General features: G+C 54.5%; 11 protein-coding genes (1 of these 11 running past the window's edge). 8 read left to right on the top strand and 3 right to left on the bottom strand.

Annotation, left to right across the window (positions count from 1 at the left end; translation table 11 throughout):
• Positions 1-189 precede the first annotated feature (189 nt).
• Positions 190-1,650: an NAD-dependent succinate-semialdehyde dehydrogenase gene (locus ACMZ66_RS06995; RefSeq protein WP_416936210.1), complete on the top strand. Its 1,461-nt coding sequence runs from the start codon at positions 190-192 to the stop codon at positions 1,648-1,650.
• A gap of 86 nt (positions 1,651-1,736) precedes the next feature.
• Here the strand turns inward: ACMZ66_RS06995 and ACMZ66_RS06990 are convergent, their stop codons facing one another.
• Entirely contained in the window at positions 1,737-2,288 is a 552-nt protein-coding gene (locus tag ACMZ66_RS06990; RefSeq protein ID WP_416935773.1) for a hypothetical protein, read from the bottom strand.
• Between the two features lie 302 nt (positions 2,289-2,590).
• Here ACMZ66_RS06990 and glpK point away from each other — a divergent pair, with 302 nt between their 5' ends.
• Both glpK and ACMZ66_RS06980 read left to right on the top strand, forming a co-directional pair.
• Positions 2,591-4,087 (top strand): glycerol kinase GlpK, encoded by a 1,497-nt coding sequence (gene glpK, locus ACMZ66_RS06985; RefSeq protein ID WP_416935771.1) that lies wholly within the window; start codon positions 2,591-2,593, stop codon positions 4,085-4,087.
• Between the two features lie 170 nt (positions 4,088-4,257).
• Positions 4,258-5,199 (top strand): AEC family transporter, encoded by a 942-nt coding sequence (locus ACMZ66_RS06980; RefSeq protein ID WP_416935769.1) that lies wholly within the window; start codon positions 4,258-4,260, stop codon positions 5,197-5,199.
• Here ACMZ66_RS06980 and ACMZ66_RS06975 read toward each other — a convergent pair.
• The gene (locus tag ACMZ66_RS06975; protein WP_416935767.1) at positions 5,181-7,280 is read right to left on the bottom strand and encodes a bi-domain-containing oxidoreductase; all 2,100 of its coding nucleotides are present in this window, start codon (positions 7,278-7,280) and stop codon (positions 5,181-5,183) included. The genes ACMZ66_RS06980 and ACMZ66_RS06975 overlap by 19 nt on opposite strands.
• A 150-nt stretch (positions 7,281-7,430) precedes the next feature.
• Here ACMZ66_RS06975 and ACMZ66_RS06970 point away from each other — a divergent pair, with 150 nt between their 5' ends.
• The 5 genes from ACMZ66_RS06970 to ACMZ66_RS06950 all read left to right on the top strand — a co-directional run bounded on the left by ACMZ66_RS06970 (position 7,431) and on the right by ACMZ66_RS06950 (position 14,313).
• On the top strand, positions 7,431-9,857 hold the full coding sequence (locus ACMZ66_RS06970; protein WP_416935765.1) for a glycosyltransferase: 2,427 nt from the start codon (positions 7,431-7,433) through the stop codon (positions 9,855-9,857).
• 203 nt (positions 9,858-10,060) lie between these two features.
• Positions 10,061-10,957 (top strand): dihydrodipicolinate synthase family protein, encoded by an 897-nt coding sequence (locus tag ACMZ66_RS06965; protein WP_416935763.1) that lies wholly within the window; start codon positions 10,061-10,063, stop codon positions 10,955-10,957.
• Between the two features lie 167 nt (positions 10,958-11,124).
• Positions 11,125-12,408 (top strand): NAD(P)/FAD-dependent oxidoreductase, encoded by a 1,284-nt coding sequence (locus ACMZ66_RS06960; protein WP_416935761.1) that lies wholly within the window; start codon positions 11,125-11,127, stop codon positions 12,406-12,408.
• Between the two features lie 10 nt (positions 12,409-12,418).
• On the top strand, positions 12,419-13,420 hold the full coding sequence (locus ACMZ66_RS06955) for a 4-hydroxyproline epimerase (protein WP_416935759.1): 1,002 nt from the start codon (positions 12,419-12,421) through the stop codon (positions 13,418-13,420).
• A gap of 224 nt (positions 13,421-13,644) precedes the next feature.
• Positions 13,645-14,313, top strand: coding sequence for a GntR family transcriptional regulator (locus ACMZ66_RS06950; RefSeq protein ID WP_416935757.1), 669 nt, complete (start codon positions 13,645-13,647; stop codon positions 14,311-14,313).
• Positions 14,314-14,388: 75 nt separating this feature from the next.
• Here ACMZ66_RS06950 and ACMZ66_RS06945 read toward each other — a convergent pair whose 3' ends face one another.
• Positions 14,389-14,598: the 3' portion of a proline racemase family protein gene (locus ACMZ66_RS06945; RefSeq protein ID WP_416935755.1), read on the bottom strand. 861 nt of this gene lie beyond the right edge of the window; only the last 210 of its 1,071 coding nucleotides appear in the window; its start codon lies beyond the right edge, outside the window; it ends in the stop codon at positions 14,389-14,391.

Below are 14,598 nucleotides of genomic sequence, written 5' to 3'. Positions count from 1 at the left end.
CGCAGTTTCTGCCAAAAAGAACAGCCTTCCGGACACGCGGTGCAATCTTCTAGCAAAGCGGGCGATCGCCCCTGTTTGCGATTGCCAAGCAAGAAATATCTCGCGAAGATGTGGCATCCACCACGGAGCAGACTAGATGTGGGATATCCCATCATGTCGCTCCCAATAAAGAATTCCGGAGGCACCAATATGATTTCGCTTAAAGACCCGTCTTTATTCACCCAGCAGGCCTATGTCGGCGGGGAATGGGTTGATGCCCCAGACGGGAAAACAGCCGAAGTAACCAACCCGGCAACCGGCGAGGTGCTTGGCACTGTTCCGGTGTTGGGTCGTGATGCGGTTGCCCATGCCATTGATGTCGCCGAGAAGGCGCAGAAACTTTGGAAAAAGCGCACCGCCAAGGAACGCTCCGTCATCCTGATGAAATGGTACGACCTGATGATGGAAAATCAGGACGACCTAGCAGCGCTTATGACTGCCGAACAGGGCAAGCCGCTTGCCGAAGCCAAGGGTGAGATCGCCTATGGATCATCGTTCCTGCAATGGTTCGCCGAAGAAGGCAAGCGCATCTATGGTGATGTGATCCCGACCTTTGCCGAAGGCCGCCGTGTGATGGTTCTTAAAGAACCAATTGGCGTTTGTGCCGCGATCACGCCGTGGAACTTCCCGACTGCCATGATCACCCGCAAAGCAGCGCCTGCCTTGGCTGTGGGCTGTGCTATGGTGGTCAAGCCGGCGATGGAAACGCCGTATTCCGCCTTTGCCATGGCAATCCTTGCCGAACGTGCCGGTCTTCCCAAAGGTCTTCTGTCGATCGTGACGGGGGATGCACCGGAAATCGGTGCGGAAATGACCCAGAACGCCAAGGTTCGCAAACTGACCTTTACCGGTTCGACCGCGATTGGCCGTCTTTTGATGCGTCAGTGCTCTGACACGGTTAAGAAGCTCAGTCTTGAACTTGGTGGCAACGCACCGTTCATCGTGTGCGAAGATGCCGATATCGATGCGGCTGTTGACGGTGCGATTGCATCGAAATACCGCAATGCCGGTCAGACCTGTGTGTGTGCAAACCGACTGTTTGTTCATGACGCGGTCTATGACGAATTTGCCGAAAAATACGCGGCCAAGGTTTCGAAAATGGCGGTGGGCAACGGTGCGGATGAAGGTGTTGTGATTGGTCCGCTGATCACGGAGAAGGCCGTTGAAAAGGTTGAAAGCCAGATTGCCGATGCCGTTGCCAAGGGCGGTCGCATTCTTACGGGCGGTAAGCGTCACGCAATGGGTGGTTCGTTCTTTGAGCCGACCGTCATTGCCGATGCAACCCGTGAAATGATCGTGTTCCGCGAAGAAACCTTTGGCCCGATGGCGCCGCTGATCCGGTTCAAGACCGATGATGAAGTGCTCGAAATGGCCAATGATTCCGAGTTTGGCTTGGCGTCTTATTTCTATTCACGCGACATCAACCGCATCTGGAAACTGGCCGAAGGCCTTGAAAGCGGGATTGTTGGTGTTAATACCGGCATCATCTCGACCGAGGTGGCACCGTTTGGCGGTGTGAAGCAGTCCGGTGTTGGCCGCGAAGGATCGAAATACGGTGTCGAGGATTACCTCGAAGTCAAATATGTCTGCATGGGCGGTGTTGACGAATAAGTCGCACCAACTCCTAAGAACGACAAAGGGCGCTGCAGATGGCAGCGCCCTTTTTGTTTGGCGGATATCGAGCAAATTCAATTGCGTCAGGCAGCAAAGATGTCTTTCTTGCGTGCACCAGCGGTCTGGTCCTCTTCGTCCTGTTTGCCCGTGATCGATTGTGACGAGCCGCTTGGCAGTTCGGACTGCAGTTCGGTGAAGACATCAAACATGCGCGGGTTAAAGGCCAATTGCGCGCTCATGCGATCGCGACGTTCAGAAGCGGTTTCTTCGCCGTCCTTGGATTTGCCCAGTTCCGCATTGGCAAGTGTATTGCCATTCAGGCGCTGTTCGATTGCTTCGGCAATCGCCTTTTCGATCGCCTGGCGATCATCGGCATCCATCGCGGCAAGTTTTTCTTCATCGAGCCCCATGCTCAGCAAAATCTTGGCACGCATTTCTTCGATTTTGCGTTCTTCGATTTCCTTTACATAGGTAGTAAAGCCATGCTCGCGGATATAGGCCAGCTCGGCATTTTCTTCCTTTTCCTTTTCGGGAAGCGGTTGACTGTTTGATGCGATCGTTTGCCCCATCGAGGCCGCGCCCTTGGCGCTATAGGCGGTGTTGGTCACGCCAAGCAATGTGTCATACAATCCCATAAGAGCCCTCCATGGGAAAAAGATGCCGGTTTAAACTTCAATCTGTTGTTTTCGTTGCAATTCATATGCCGCTATAAAAGGGGCAGTTTATGCCGCGCGATTTTTCCGGTAGAAATTGCTTGTGAAACAGTGCTTTGGAACAAAATCAGCGAAAAATTTTCGAAAACGAATTGTTTTTTGGTGCGATTTTTTTCTAAATAGAGCAATAAAACCAGCGGCGATGTCACAAAGACAGGCCGCAACGCATGACTTCATGCAGGGTCGTACGGCAGGGAAACTGCCGGCTCGGGAGGAAAACAGACATGACCGATACGCGCTATATCCTTGCCATTGATCAGGGAACGACAAGCTCACGTGCGATTGTTTTTGATGAAAACGGTCGATCCGTTTCCGTCGCACAACAGGAATTCCCGCAACATTTCCCCAATAGTGGCTGGGTCGAACATGACCCGGAAGATTTGTGGAGCACTGTTGTTGCCGTCTGCAAAGAGGCCCTTGGCCGTGTGGACATCAAAAAGGTTGCCGCAATCGGCATCACCAACCAGCGTGAAACCACGGTTGTCTGGGATCGCAAGACCGGCAAGGCGATCTATAACGCGATTGTCTGGCAGGACCGCCGTACCGCTTCGCTGTGTCATGACCTGAAAAAGGGTGACGCGAAGCTTGAAGAAGCGGTCAATGCCAAGTCCGGCCTTTTGATTGATCCGTATTTCTCGGCCACCAAGGTTGCCTGGATCCTTGATCATGTTTCTGGCGCACGTGCACGTGCCGAACAGGGTGATCTGGCCTTTGGCACGGTTGACAGTTTCCTTTTATGGCGCCTGACAGGTGGCAAGTCGCACGCAACCGATGCGACCAACGCGGCCCGTACCAACCTGTTCAATATTCGTGACAATGCCTGGGATGATGAGCTGTGCAAAATCTTCCGCGTGCCGCGCAACATGCTGCCGGAAGTCAAAGATTGTGCTGCTGATTTCGGTGTCACCGATGCAGATTTGTTTGGTGCTGAAATTCCGGTTCTGGGCATGGCAGGTGATCAGCAGGCCGCGGCCTTTGGTCAGTGCTGTTTTGAGCCGGGTGATATCAAAAGCACCTATGGCACAGGTTGCTTTGTGATCCTTAATACCGGTGACGAGGCTGTAACGTCCCAGCATCGTCTTCTGACCACGGTTGGCTATCGCCTGAATGGCAAAACAAGCTACGCCATCGAAGGTGCGATCTTTGTTGCTGGTGCGGCTGTTCAGTGGCTGCGTGATGGTCTTGGCATCATCAAGTCGGCGGCTGAAACCGAAGGACTGGCAAAGTCCCTTGATGACAATCATGGTGTTTATCTGGTGCCGGCCTTTACCGGGCTTGGCGCGCCTTACTGGGACCCGGATGCCCGTGGGGCGATCTTTGGCCTGACCCGCGATACCGGTCCGCGCGAGTTCGTCCGCGCTGCCCTTGAAAGTGTTTGTTATCAGACCTTTGATCTGTTCGAAGCCATGGCAGCTGATGGCGTATCGCCCAAGGCCGTTCGTGTGGATGGCGGGATGGTTGCCAATGACTGGATGTGTCAGATGCTTTCAGACGTTCTGGGCATTTCGGTTGAACGTCCGGAAGTGACCGAAACGACCGCCCTTGGTGCGGCCTATCTTGCCGGGCTTCAGGCCGGTATTTACCGCGATCTCGATCATATTGCCGAGAATTGGCACCTGGATGCCAGCTTCAATGCCAAGATCGAGCCGGGCCGTCGCGCGGGCCTTCTGGCCGGTTGGAAAGATGCGGTACGCCGGGTTCAGACCGATCCAAACGCGTAAACGCATGGCAGCCTTGCCCGTGATTTCGGTCGCGGGACTGGTAAGTCGCGAAATAGATTTGTAGTATTTTAGGACAGTACGTTTCGTGCTGTCCTTTATTTTTGCACGATAATTCGGGTTTGGGGCCCGCTTGGTGCAAGTTTCGCTGCAGATGATTTGCCGGGGGATGCATGCTTGATCTGATCGTCGGAAAAGTTGGACCTGTCTTTTTGACGATCCTGTGTGGTTTCCTGCTGACCTATATCAAGATCATCAAGCGCGAAGGCATCCCGTTCCTGGCCAAGCTTGCCATGAATGCCTTCATCCCGGCGATGTTGTTCCAGACCCTTTCGCAATCCGACATCAGTGCACATTTCGATTTGCGCCTGTGGGGCAGCTATTACTCCGGTGTGCTGCTGAATTTCGCATTGGTGTTTGTCATTGCCCGCATGTGGCTGCGCGCCAAAACCGACGAAGCCGCCGTGACCGCCATGGGCGGGGTATTTTCCAACATCGTGCTTCTGGGCATCCCTCTTGTGCAGGCGGTTTATGGCGAGGAGGGACTTGTGCCCCTTTTGATCGTGCTTTCGATCCATCCGCTCAGCCTGCTTGGCATGACGATCATGATCGTCGAAGGCAGCCGTGGTGGAGATGGCCATTGGTTGCCCAAGGTGTTGCGCAGTGTCGCACGTGTTGCCAGAAATCCAATCATCGTTGCGATTGTGCTGGGTGTGCTGGCGTCCCTGTTTGAGGTCCGAATGCCCGAAATGGTTGATGGTACGTTAGAGCGGTTTAGAACTGCCGGGCCGACCATCGCCCTTCTTCTGGTGGGGGCGGGGCTTTATGGCCAGTCAGTACGTGGTAATCTGAGTGCAAGTTTGCTCTGCACGGTGGCCAAAATGTTTGTGCAGCCGATCCTGGTCTTTTCGATCGGGCATTTCATTTTCGATCTGCCGCCGCTTTGGTTGACGATTGTGACGCTTGTCGCAGCACTGCCGTCCGGGGCCAACGTCGCGATCATTGCCGGCAGTTATAACGTCTGCATCGATCGGTCTTCGACCACGATCCTGATCACCACGATCATCAGTATGCTGACCCTGCCGTTACTCGTCCTTTATGCCGGGGCGCAATAGCCGGGTTTTTGATTTGCGGCATCAAGGATGCTGGTCATAAGATCAATCTCGGCCGCAAGTCCGGGCATCAGGGGATGGCGTGTGCCCGAACGGATGCTCGTGATAAAGGCATCCAGCGCGTTGGCTTGCCCCTTGTCTTGTCCGAACCACAGGCGTTGAACCGTCTTGCCATTGATCTCAAGCTTCCGCCAATCTTTCAGCTTCGCATCAAAGCCCGGCGCATCAACTTCCAGAACTTCCTTGGGTTCACGGCGTTTGGTCAACTGATAACTGACCTCACCCACAGAGCAATCTGCAAACCGCATCCGCCAGATGCTGTCGCCACGGAGGCGGTTGATCCATGTGCAGGTCAGTTCGACCAAATCCGCCCCACATAGGCTTAAGATCAGATCAATAAAATGGCTGACTTCGCCAATCGCGCGACCGCCCTGATGGCTGTGGTTTAGCCAGTGTTTGTCGGGCAACGCCGAAAACCGCACGCGATAGCGAAAATGCTTTGGCCCATCAGGTAGGGCAGTGCGCAGCATATTGCTCATATCCGCATAGCGCCGATTATGCCCAATCATGAAAGCTGAACCGCCACTCATGCAGGTCCTCAACTGCTCCAGCCCCGCATGATCAATTGCAATCGGTTTTTCCAGCCACACATGCTTGCCTGCATCCAATGCTGATGCGGCAAGGTCAGCGTGACTGTCATGGCGCGTGGTGATGAGAACCGTGTTAATGCCGTTATCATCAAGAATGTCCTGCGCCGATGAAACGGCATTAGCACGGCCCACCTTACGTGCAACTGCCATCGCCGAAATCCCGTCACTCGAACAGCATGCAATAACTTGGCTATTGGTGCATTTGCGCAATATCGGCAGCAAGCTTCCACCCAAGTAATTCCCGGCACCGATCAGCCCTATCCGAACATCGGCTTCCGGTCGCGAAGCCATCTGTTCTGACTTGCCGAGGTCATCCGAACCAATGTCTGACGCGGTTGAATAGCGCACAAGCGTCGCCAACTCCTCGGGGGCAGAACCCTTGGCAAAGTAATCGGCAATAGCGGCAAAGGCTATTTCAGAAGTAATCAAGGGGCTCGGATCAAGCCTGCCATCGGCCATCAGCGCAAGGGCTGCTTCCATGTTGCGCTTGATCGACCAGCGCACATACCCAATCGGGTAGTCCTGCCCGAGTTCCTCATAATTCGGATCATAGCGACCGGGCCCGTATGACCGGACTTGTTTAAGTGTCAGCTCCTTCTCAAACAGCGCCGGGCGCTCAGCCCTGATCGCGACATCTCCAACGCAGATAATGGTCGCCCGATCCCGGCAGAGTTTGGCCGCATCATTGATCAGGTCATGATCACCCTTGGCCGCGGCACATAGATAGACGGCGTCAAACGAATTGGCTGAAACTTCTGCAGTTGTCGCAAAACCAGCATGGGCTCCATTGCCCGTTGCCGCTTCTCGCCGAAAATCATCTGGCTCAATAACCGTGACGATTGCACCAGATATCCTCGCGATTTCCGCAACCAACTGACCAACCAACCCCGCACCAACAATCGCAACCCGATCTCCAATCGCGGTGCCACCTTGCCGCACGGCGTGCAGGGCCAGTGCATACAATGTCGTGAAGGCAGCCTGCCTATCCGTCACACCGTCGGGAACAGGGCAGGCAAGATTGCGTGATACAGTGTTCCATTCCGCATGATTGGCCTGTCCCATTCCGGCGATTGCAACGCGCTGACCTGCCACAAAGTCCCCGGCCGTTTCGCCCGTGGCCTCAACAATTCCAACCGCGCAATAGCCCATCGGCAATGGCTGCCCCAGTCGGTTGCTTACCCGGGCAGAGGTTGCGCGCGCGCCGTCTGATCGCAGGCTTTTGAGCGTCAATGCAACAAGGTCCGGGCGCTGCCACACCTTTTGCAGAAGGGATGCTGTGGCTTGCTTCGCTTGGGTGAACTCAGTGCCGGGACTGATCAGGGAATATCGGGTGCGGACCAGAATGGCTTGGCGGTCGGGGGTGGGGATCGGGCAATTGGCAAGGGCGATTTTGCGATTGCCTGGAAATCTGAGCAGGGCCTTCATCTCCGTCATGATCCGCCAACATCCATAATGGGTTGAATAATATGGATATCAGTAAATCATAAATTGCCGCGTTTGGTCGACGGGGTAATGTTGATGATGATTGACGCCAGTCCCGCACACGGTTAGCAAGACGGCAGACTTCAATTTGGAACCATGATCATGCAACAAGCTGTCCCGACGCGGCACTGGCGCGATAATGTGCTGACCCTTGCCGCCATCCTGTTTGGCATTTCCGCCCCGCTGTTTTTCTTTGGGCGAACTGCATTAGGGATTGGGTTGGGGCTGTCACTGATCGCAGCGTTGTTTGCCGGAAATCACGGTGAAGCGTGGCGCCGAATGCGGGCGGATATCGCAAGTCCGATTGGTTTGCTGGTTGTGGCTGCGTTGACTGTGTTTCTGATTTCTGCGGCAAGCTCTGTTGTGCCATCCAAGTCACTTGGGACCTGGAGCGGACGGTTCGCGATGATGGCCGGGATTTGGTATCTGATGCGGCTGATCGCGCCACATGCGCGACTGGCCTGGGATGCCTGCATTTATGCGACTTGGGCGCTTGTCGCATATTGCATGCTGGCGATCATCATCCATCCGGAAATACTGTCGCTCAAGGCGTTGATGGAGCCGGATTTCCACTTTGATATCACGCGCCGTCTCAAGCCGGTTGGCAGCTTCTTGATCTTTGGCGCGATGATGCTTGTGTTTGACGCCATTGATCGCAAGGATTTTAAGCGATTTATCTCGTTGGCGGCGGCCATCGCAATTCTTCCCATTCTCGAAGAATCTCATGGCCGCGCGAACGTCGCTGCAATGCTGGCAGCTTCATGTGCCGTCGGCTTCTGCGGGATATTGATGATCCGCTCGCGTTTGCTTCAGATCGGTATTTTGGCTGGCATCTTCGCAGCCGTGGTGATCGCGCTTAACTGGTTGAGCGGCGTGACCGGTAATATGGCTGATCTGCGCGGGTTTGAACCATATCTTCCGATGTGGTTGATTGATGTGCACCGTCAAATGATCTGGCAGTTCGTGTATAGCCACGTGTTCGATCATCCACTAATCGGTTATGGCATTAATGCAGCTCCCTGGGTGCCTGGTGCCAATGATCTTGCGGGTAGTTCGACGCAATCTGTACTGCCTGGACACCCGCATAGCTGGTTCATGGAAATCTGGCTTGAAGCCGGATTGTTGGGGCTTGTTACCGTCGTTCCGCTGGTGATTGTTTGTGCGTTCACTGCCATCAAGGACGTTCTTGGCAAAGGGATGCGTGCTTGTGCCCTTCCTTTGATGATGTTGGCAGCCTATTGGTTTGCGGGGCTGTTTAACTATTCCTTCTGGACGTCATGGTGGTTCGGCGTCTTTATGCTGGCGCTGACCCTTGCATTCCTTCGTCGCGAGCAACTGCTTGACGGGGCAGAGGCAAAATCCAAACGCCGCAAACTCCTGATCGTTTGCGCCGAAGATTGGTCGTTTGTTTCTCACCGTATCGGGCTGGGCCGTGCGGCATTGGTGCGTGGCGATGAGGTTGTTGTTGCCTGCAATGTCGGGGCTGCAACCGAGGGGCTGCGCAATGAAGGTTTCCGCGTTGTCGACGTACCAATCGCGCGTGGGGGCTTGAGCCCGATCAAGTCGCTTAAGACCGTCAAGGCACTTGGCTGTTTGATCCGTCGCGAAAATCCCGATGTGATCGTCAATGTCGCGATCCAGTGTGTTGTCCTGTCGGCCTTTGCCGGTCTTCTGGTTGGCGCGAAACGTTCGGTCAATATGGTGACCGGGCTTGGCTTCCTGTTTGTTTCAGGGGGGACCAAGGTCAAACTGGTGCGGAGCATCGTCTCATTAATCTTGCGGTTTTATGCCCGTTGCCCGTCGGTCAATGTGATCGTGCAAAATCACGATGATCATGCTCTGATGACCAAGCTTGGGTTTAAGGAACATCGCCTTGCGCTGATCCGTGGATCGGGTGTTGATATCTCGGCCTTCTCGCCAAAAGAAAAAGCCATGTCAGAGCCCAAATCCGCCATCTTCGTTGCCCGCATGCTATGGTCAAAGGGCTTGGCTGAGCTGATCGAAGCAGCGCGCCTTTTGAAGTCACGTGGTCGCACCTATCGCATTATTCTGGTAGGCGATGCCGATCCGGCCAATCCCGATAGCGCGTCTGAAGCTGATCTTCGGATTTGGCAGGATGAAGGATTGGTGGAATGGCTTGGCAAGCGATCCGATGTTGCCAAGCTTCTCTCGGAATCTGATCTGGCTGTCCTGCCATCCTGGCGCGAAGGATTGCCCAAGGCATTGCTGGAGGCCGCCGCATCCGGTCTTGCCATGGTGGCAACCGATGTTCCGGGATGCCGGGAAATTGTCATTCCCAATGAAAACGGTCTTCTGGTGCCGCTACGTGATGGTGCAGCCCTTGCCGATGCGATTGAAACACTGATGGAAGATGACGCAAGGCGCACTGCCTACGGCAAGGCGGCCCGTTCATTGGTCGAGCGCGAGCTGTGTGATTCGGTCATTATTGCCAAAACCCTTGATGTTATCGGCGCGGAACCGGCCAAAAGGTCCCCCAATCACGTTCCGATCGGGGCAGGGGCGAGGTAGCACGCCTCCGTCAACCTCTTGAGAATGCATGATTAAGGGACCTGTTTTCGGGTCCCTTTCTTTTTGTCGAAAAACCCCATTGCAATGGCATTCTTTATTTTGTATACAATATACATGAATTGCATAGAGCCCTTCACCCGGAAGGGACTTTGAACAGCTAAGAGTGCGGCAAATCGCCCACTTTATCAGGAGGTAACTTTCCCATGCAGGTAAACTGGACTGGCGTCTTCCCCGCCGTTGCAACCCAGATGAACGAAGATGGTTCTATTGATTTCGATATGACCGCTGAACAGATCGAAGCTCTGATCGAAGCCGGTGTTGACGGTCTGGTCATGCTGGGCTCGGTTGGTGAAAACACCGCCCTTGATCCGGAAGAAAAGATCGCCGTCCTCAAACTTGCTGTCGAAGTCACCAAGGGCCGCATCCCGGTTCTATCCGGTGTTGCTGAAAGCTCGACCCGTTCGGCAATCCGCTATGTTCAGGAATGTGAAAAGCTGGGCGCTGATGGTCTTATGCTTCTGCCGGGCATGGTTTACACTGCCGATCCGCGCGAGAATATCGAACATTTCCGCACCGTTGCCGCTGCAACCAAGCTTCCGATCATGATCTACAACAACCCGGGTGCCTATCGCATCGACATCAAGCCTGAAGAATTCAATCAGCTGGCCGATGTTGATAACCTGGTCGCGATCAAGGAAAGCTCGGGCGATCCCCGCCGTATTACTGACATCTACAATGCCTGTGGCGACCGCTTCGTTCTGTTCTGTGGCATGGATGACCTTGTCATGGAGACGCAGGTTCTGGGTGCCGTTGGCTGGATTTCCGGTTTCACCGATGCCTTCCCGAAAGAATCCGTTGCGCTTTGGAAGCTTCTGTCTGAAGGCAAATACAAAGAAGCGCTTGAGATTTATCGCTGGTTCACCCCGGTCCTGCACATGGATGTCCACGCCAAACTGGTCCAGTACATCAAGCTGGCCCAGGAAATGACCGGCGTTGGTAAGCCGCACGTTCGTGCGCCGCGTCTGGCGCTTGTTGGTGAAGAACTTGAAACCATCAAGGCGACCATTCAAAAAGCCATCGATACCCGCCCGTCGCTCTAGGCCCGGAGTGTCCTGCAATTATGGGTCCCTCCCTTAAACCATGATTGCAATGGCAGTGTATTTGATGGAACAGTGAGCTCCCCTGTATATGGCAGGGGAGTTTGCTGCCATCTGACAAGCAGTTCGCAAGAACCGATAAAAGCACACCCCATCAGGCGAGGCCCCAAATGCCCCAAACGACCACGAAACCCGACCCAACCCCATCGAACGCCCAAAAGGCCGTCGTTATCGGTGCCGGGATTGTCGGGGTGAATGTCGCACTCGCCCTTCAGGACAAGGGATATGATGTCACCATCCTTGATCGCGGCGAACCGGGCATGGGCGCATCCTTTGGCAATGCTGGCGGGCTTGCGGTAACCGAATGTGCCCCGATCGCCATGCCGGGCACTTTGATGAATGTGCCGGGCTGGCTGATGGATCCGCTTGGTCCGCTTTCTGTGCGGTGGGGCTATCTGCCCAAAATGCTGCCCTGGTTGCTGCGCTTTGTCGCGGCTAGCTCCAAAAGCCGGGTTGAGCAAATCGCAACCGAACTGGCCGCCATTCTGAACCGTGCGTGGGATGATTATGATCACGTGATTGCAACGGCGGGCCTTGGTGATGCAGTTTCGAAAAAAGAAGGTGCTATGGCGGTTTACCGCTCTGAAGCATCTCGGCGTGACGACGATTATAATATCGATCTGCGCCGCCGAAATGGTGTGTCGCTTCGCGATCTGACCCGTGATGAAGTCCGCGATCTCGAACCCGATCTGGCCGATATATTTTCCTGTGGCGTGATGGAAGAAGATTGGGGCAGGGTGATGGATCCCTATAAGATCGTCATGGGCATCTATAAATGCTTCCTGGATCGCGGTGGGAAATTCCAAACCGCCGAGGTCACTGACTTTGTCTATCGCGATGGAAAACCGCGGGCTGCAATGACCACATCTGGCGATCAGATCACCTTTGATCAGGTGGTTGTTGCCTGTGGTGCCTGGTCAAAAACGCTGGCCAAGCGGCTCGGCTCCAATGCGCTTCTCGATACTGAACGCGGCTATAACACCACCGTTCCCTATCATGATGCCAAGCTGTCGCGCATGGTGATCTGCGCGGATGACAGCTTTGTTCTGACCCCGCTTGAAATGGGCATTCGCGTCGGTGGGGCGGTCGAGCTTGGCGGTCTGACCGCAGCTCCGAATTACAAACGCGCCAAGGCTCTGTTTGCCAAGGGGCGCGAAGTCCTGCCCAAACTGAAATCCGAAGGCGGCACGGAATGGATGGGCTTCCGTCCCTCTATGCCCAATTCAAAGCCGGTCATTTCCAAAAGCCCGGTGCATCAGAATGTCTTCTTTGCCTTTGGTCACGGTCACCTTGGTTTGACTATGGCTGCGACCACTGGTCGTCTGATTTCCGATCTCGTCACCGGATCGGAAACACCGATCAATATGACGCCCTATCGTATCAATCGCTTCTAAGGCCCCATCCATGGCGAAAAACAGCTTCTTTTGTGTAGACGGTCATACTTGTGGAAACCCGGTGCGTCTGGTTGCAGGCGGCGGTCCCAAGCTTGAAGGTGCCAACATGCTTGAAAAGCGTGCGCATTTCCTTCGCGAATATGACTGGATCCGAACCGGCCTGATGTTTGAGCCGCGCGGCCATGACATCATGTCGGGATCTATCCTGTATGATCCGACTTCTGATGATTTTGATGTTGCAGTTCTGTTCATTGAAACATCGGGCTGCCTGCCGATGTGCGGTCACGGCACGATCGGCACCGTTACCATGGCAATCGAAGAAGGTCTGGTAAAACCCAAGACGCCCGGGCGCCTGCGTCTGGAAACGCCAGCTGGTCTTGTGATTGCCGAATATCATCAGGTCGGCGATTACGTTAAATCGGTCAAGCTCACCAATGTGCCGTCGTTCCTTTACAAAACCGATATCGAGGTCGATTGCCCGGATCTTGGCCCGATCAAGGTCGATGTTGCTTATGGCGGTAATTTCTATGCGATTGTCGAACCGCAGGAAAACTATCGCGACATGGCCGATTTCACCGTCGGTGATTTGCAACGCATCAGTCCGGAACTGCGCCGTCGTCTGAACGCGGAAAATGACTTCGTCCATCCGCTTCATCCCGATATCAAGGGCCTGTCACATATCCAGTGGACTGGTAAACCGACCCAGTCTGATAGCACGCACCGCAATGCCGTGTTCTATGGCGATAAGGGTATTGATCGCTCCCCATGTGGGACTGGATCGTCGGCACGTCTGGCGCAACTGGTTGCCAAAGGTCAGTGGGACCCGGCCGATGAACTAGTCCATGAAAGCATCATCGGATCGCAATTCCGCGTCACCGTGGTCGAGAAAACCAAGGTCGGCGAGTTTGATGCGGTGGTACCGGGGATTGAAGGCTGGGCGCGCAAGCATGGCTATAACACGATCTTTATCGATGATCGTGATCCCTATGCGCATGGCTTCATCGTCAAATAAACCGGGTTTTGGTCCCGGTTCACTGTTGAATTTTGCGAAAGGGGGCTTTATGCCCCCTTTGTCGTATATCGCCACCGGATCACAAATTATACAGTATGCAATTGTATTGCGAGTTGGCAGATGCACGTTTATGAATAAGAGAAGATAACGGTTTCACCGGCATACAATCTGAAATCCGGTTCACCCGAATGCCATGTATCGGGGGCCACAATAAAAGAGCTGAAATGACCGCATCACCGCGATTTACCCGCCGCACCATCACCGATCAGGTGACCGAAGACCTTCGGGCCCGGATCCTGTCAGGCGACTTTCCCGCAGGCTTCCAATTGCGACAGGACGCAATCGCTGGTGAATATAATGTCTCGCGCATTCCGGTCCGCGAAGCTTTGCAGCGCTTGGACGCCGAAGGACTGGTGTCCTTCCAGCCCCATAAGGGCGCGATTGTCTCCCAGCTGTCCCTGGATGAAATCGAAGAACTGTTTGAAGTCCGCAAACTTCTTGAATGCGAGCTTCTCCGTCATGCGGTGCCGCGCTTGACACCCGCTGACCTTAAATCGGTCGAAGATATCCTCAAGGTCTATGACGAAGCGTTCCGGTCTGGCGATGTGTCGAAATGGGGCGAGCTTAATCGCGAATTCCATGATCGGCTTTATCGCGCATCGAACCGTCCCAAGACGCTCGAAATCATTCGCATGATTGGCAATAACACCGTGCGTTTCACGCAGGCGCAGTTGGCCCTTTCGGGTGCCACCGATCGTGCTGAACGCGAACATCATCAGATTTTCGAAGCCTGCAAAGCTGGCAATACCGAAGAAGCAGTCGAACTTTTGGCCGATCACATCCAAAGCTCTGCCGATAGCCTGATGGATTGCCTGCGCAAAGCGCGCGAATAGAAAGTGCGTGTCAGCTAACAGATATAAAGGGATGCAAGTGGCATCCCTTTTTTGTTTGATCTTAGCTAAACCGGCTTAGCCAACAATAAAGCCGCGCCCGACTTCGTCGCCTTCCTCATACCAGAAGCTGGCCGTGCCACTATAATGTGCCTGACCCTTGACCGATGCGATGATGGCCGGGTGGGGGCCGCAGGTCGTGACATCTTCAACTGATCCCTCAAAGCCCGATCCAATCACGCTTTCAAACGGGCGGACCTGGCCTTTGGCAATCAGTCCCTTGGCATG

It is taken from the genome of Thalassospira sp. (assembly GCF_048059015.1).
In the GTDB taxonomy this organism is placed as follows: Bacteria; Pseudomonadota; Alphaproteobacteria; order Rhodospirillales; family Thalassospiraceae; genus Thalassospira.
This window is presented reverse-complemented; position numbering and strand designations above follow the sequence as displayed.

Excerpts from the sequence above, each read along its gene's own strand:
- ACMZ66_RS06980 (WP_416935769.1), top strand. The coding sequence starts at position 4,258 with ATGCTTGATCTGATCGTCGGAAAAGTTGGACCTGTCTTTTTGACGATC.
- ACMZ66_RS06965 (WP_416935763.1), top strand. The coding sequence starts at position 10,061 with ATGCAGGTAAACTGGACTGGCGTCTTCCCCGCCGTTGCAACCCAGATG.
- glpK (WP_416935771.1), top strand. The coding sequence starts at position 2,591 with ATGACCGATACGCGCTATATCCTTGCCATTGATCAGGGAACGACAAGC.
- ACMZ66_RS06950 (WP_416935757.1), top strand. The coding sequence starts at position 13,645 with ATGACCGCATCACCGCGATTTACCCGCCGCACCATCACCGATCAGGTG.
- ACMZ66_RS06960 (WP_416935761.1), top strand. The coding sequence starts at position 11,125 with ATGCCCCAAACGACCACGAAACCCGACCCAACCCCATCGAACGCCCAA.
- ACMZ66_RS06970 (WP_416935765.1), top strand. The coding sequence starts at position 7,431 with ATGCAACAAGCTGTCCCGACGCGGCACTGGCGCGATAATGTGCTGACC.
- ACMZ66_RS06975 (WP_416935767.1), bottom strand. The coding sequence starts at position 7,280 with ATGACGGAGATGAAGGCCCTGCTCAGATTTCCAGGCAATCGCAAAATC.
- ACMZ66_RS06995 (WP_416936210.1), top strand. The coding sequence starts at position 190 with ATGATTTCGCTTAAAGACCCGTCTTTATTCACCCAGCAGGCCTATGTC.
- ACMZ66_RS06955 (WP_416935759.1), top strand. The coding sequence starts at position 12,419 with ATGGCGAAAAACAGCTTCTTTTGTGTAGACGGTCATACTTGTGGAAAC.
- ACMZ66_RS06990 (WP_416935773.1), bottom strand. The coding sequence starts at position 2,288 with ATGGGATTGTATGACACATTGCTTGGCGTGACCAACACCGCCTATAGC.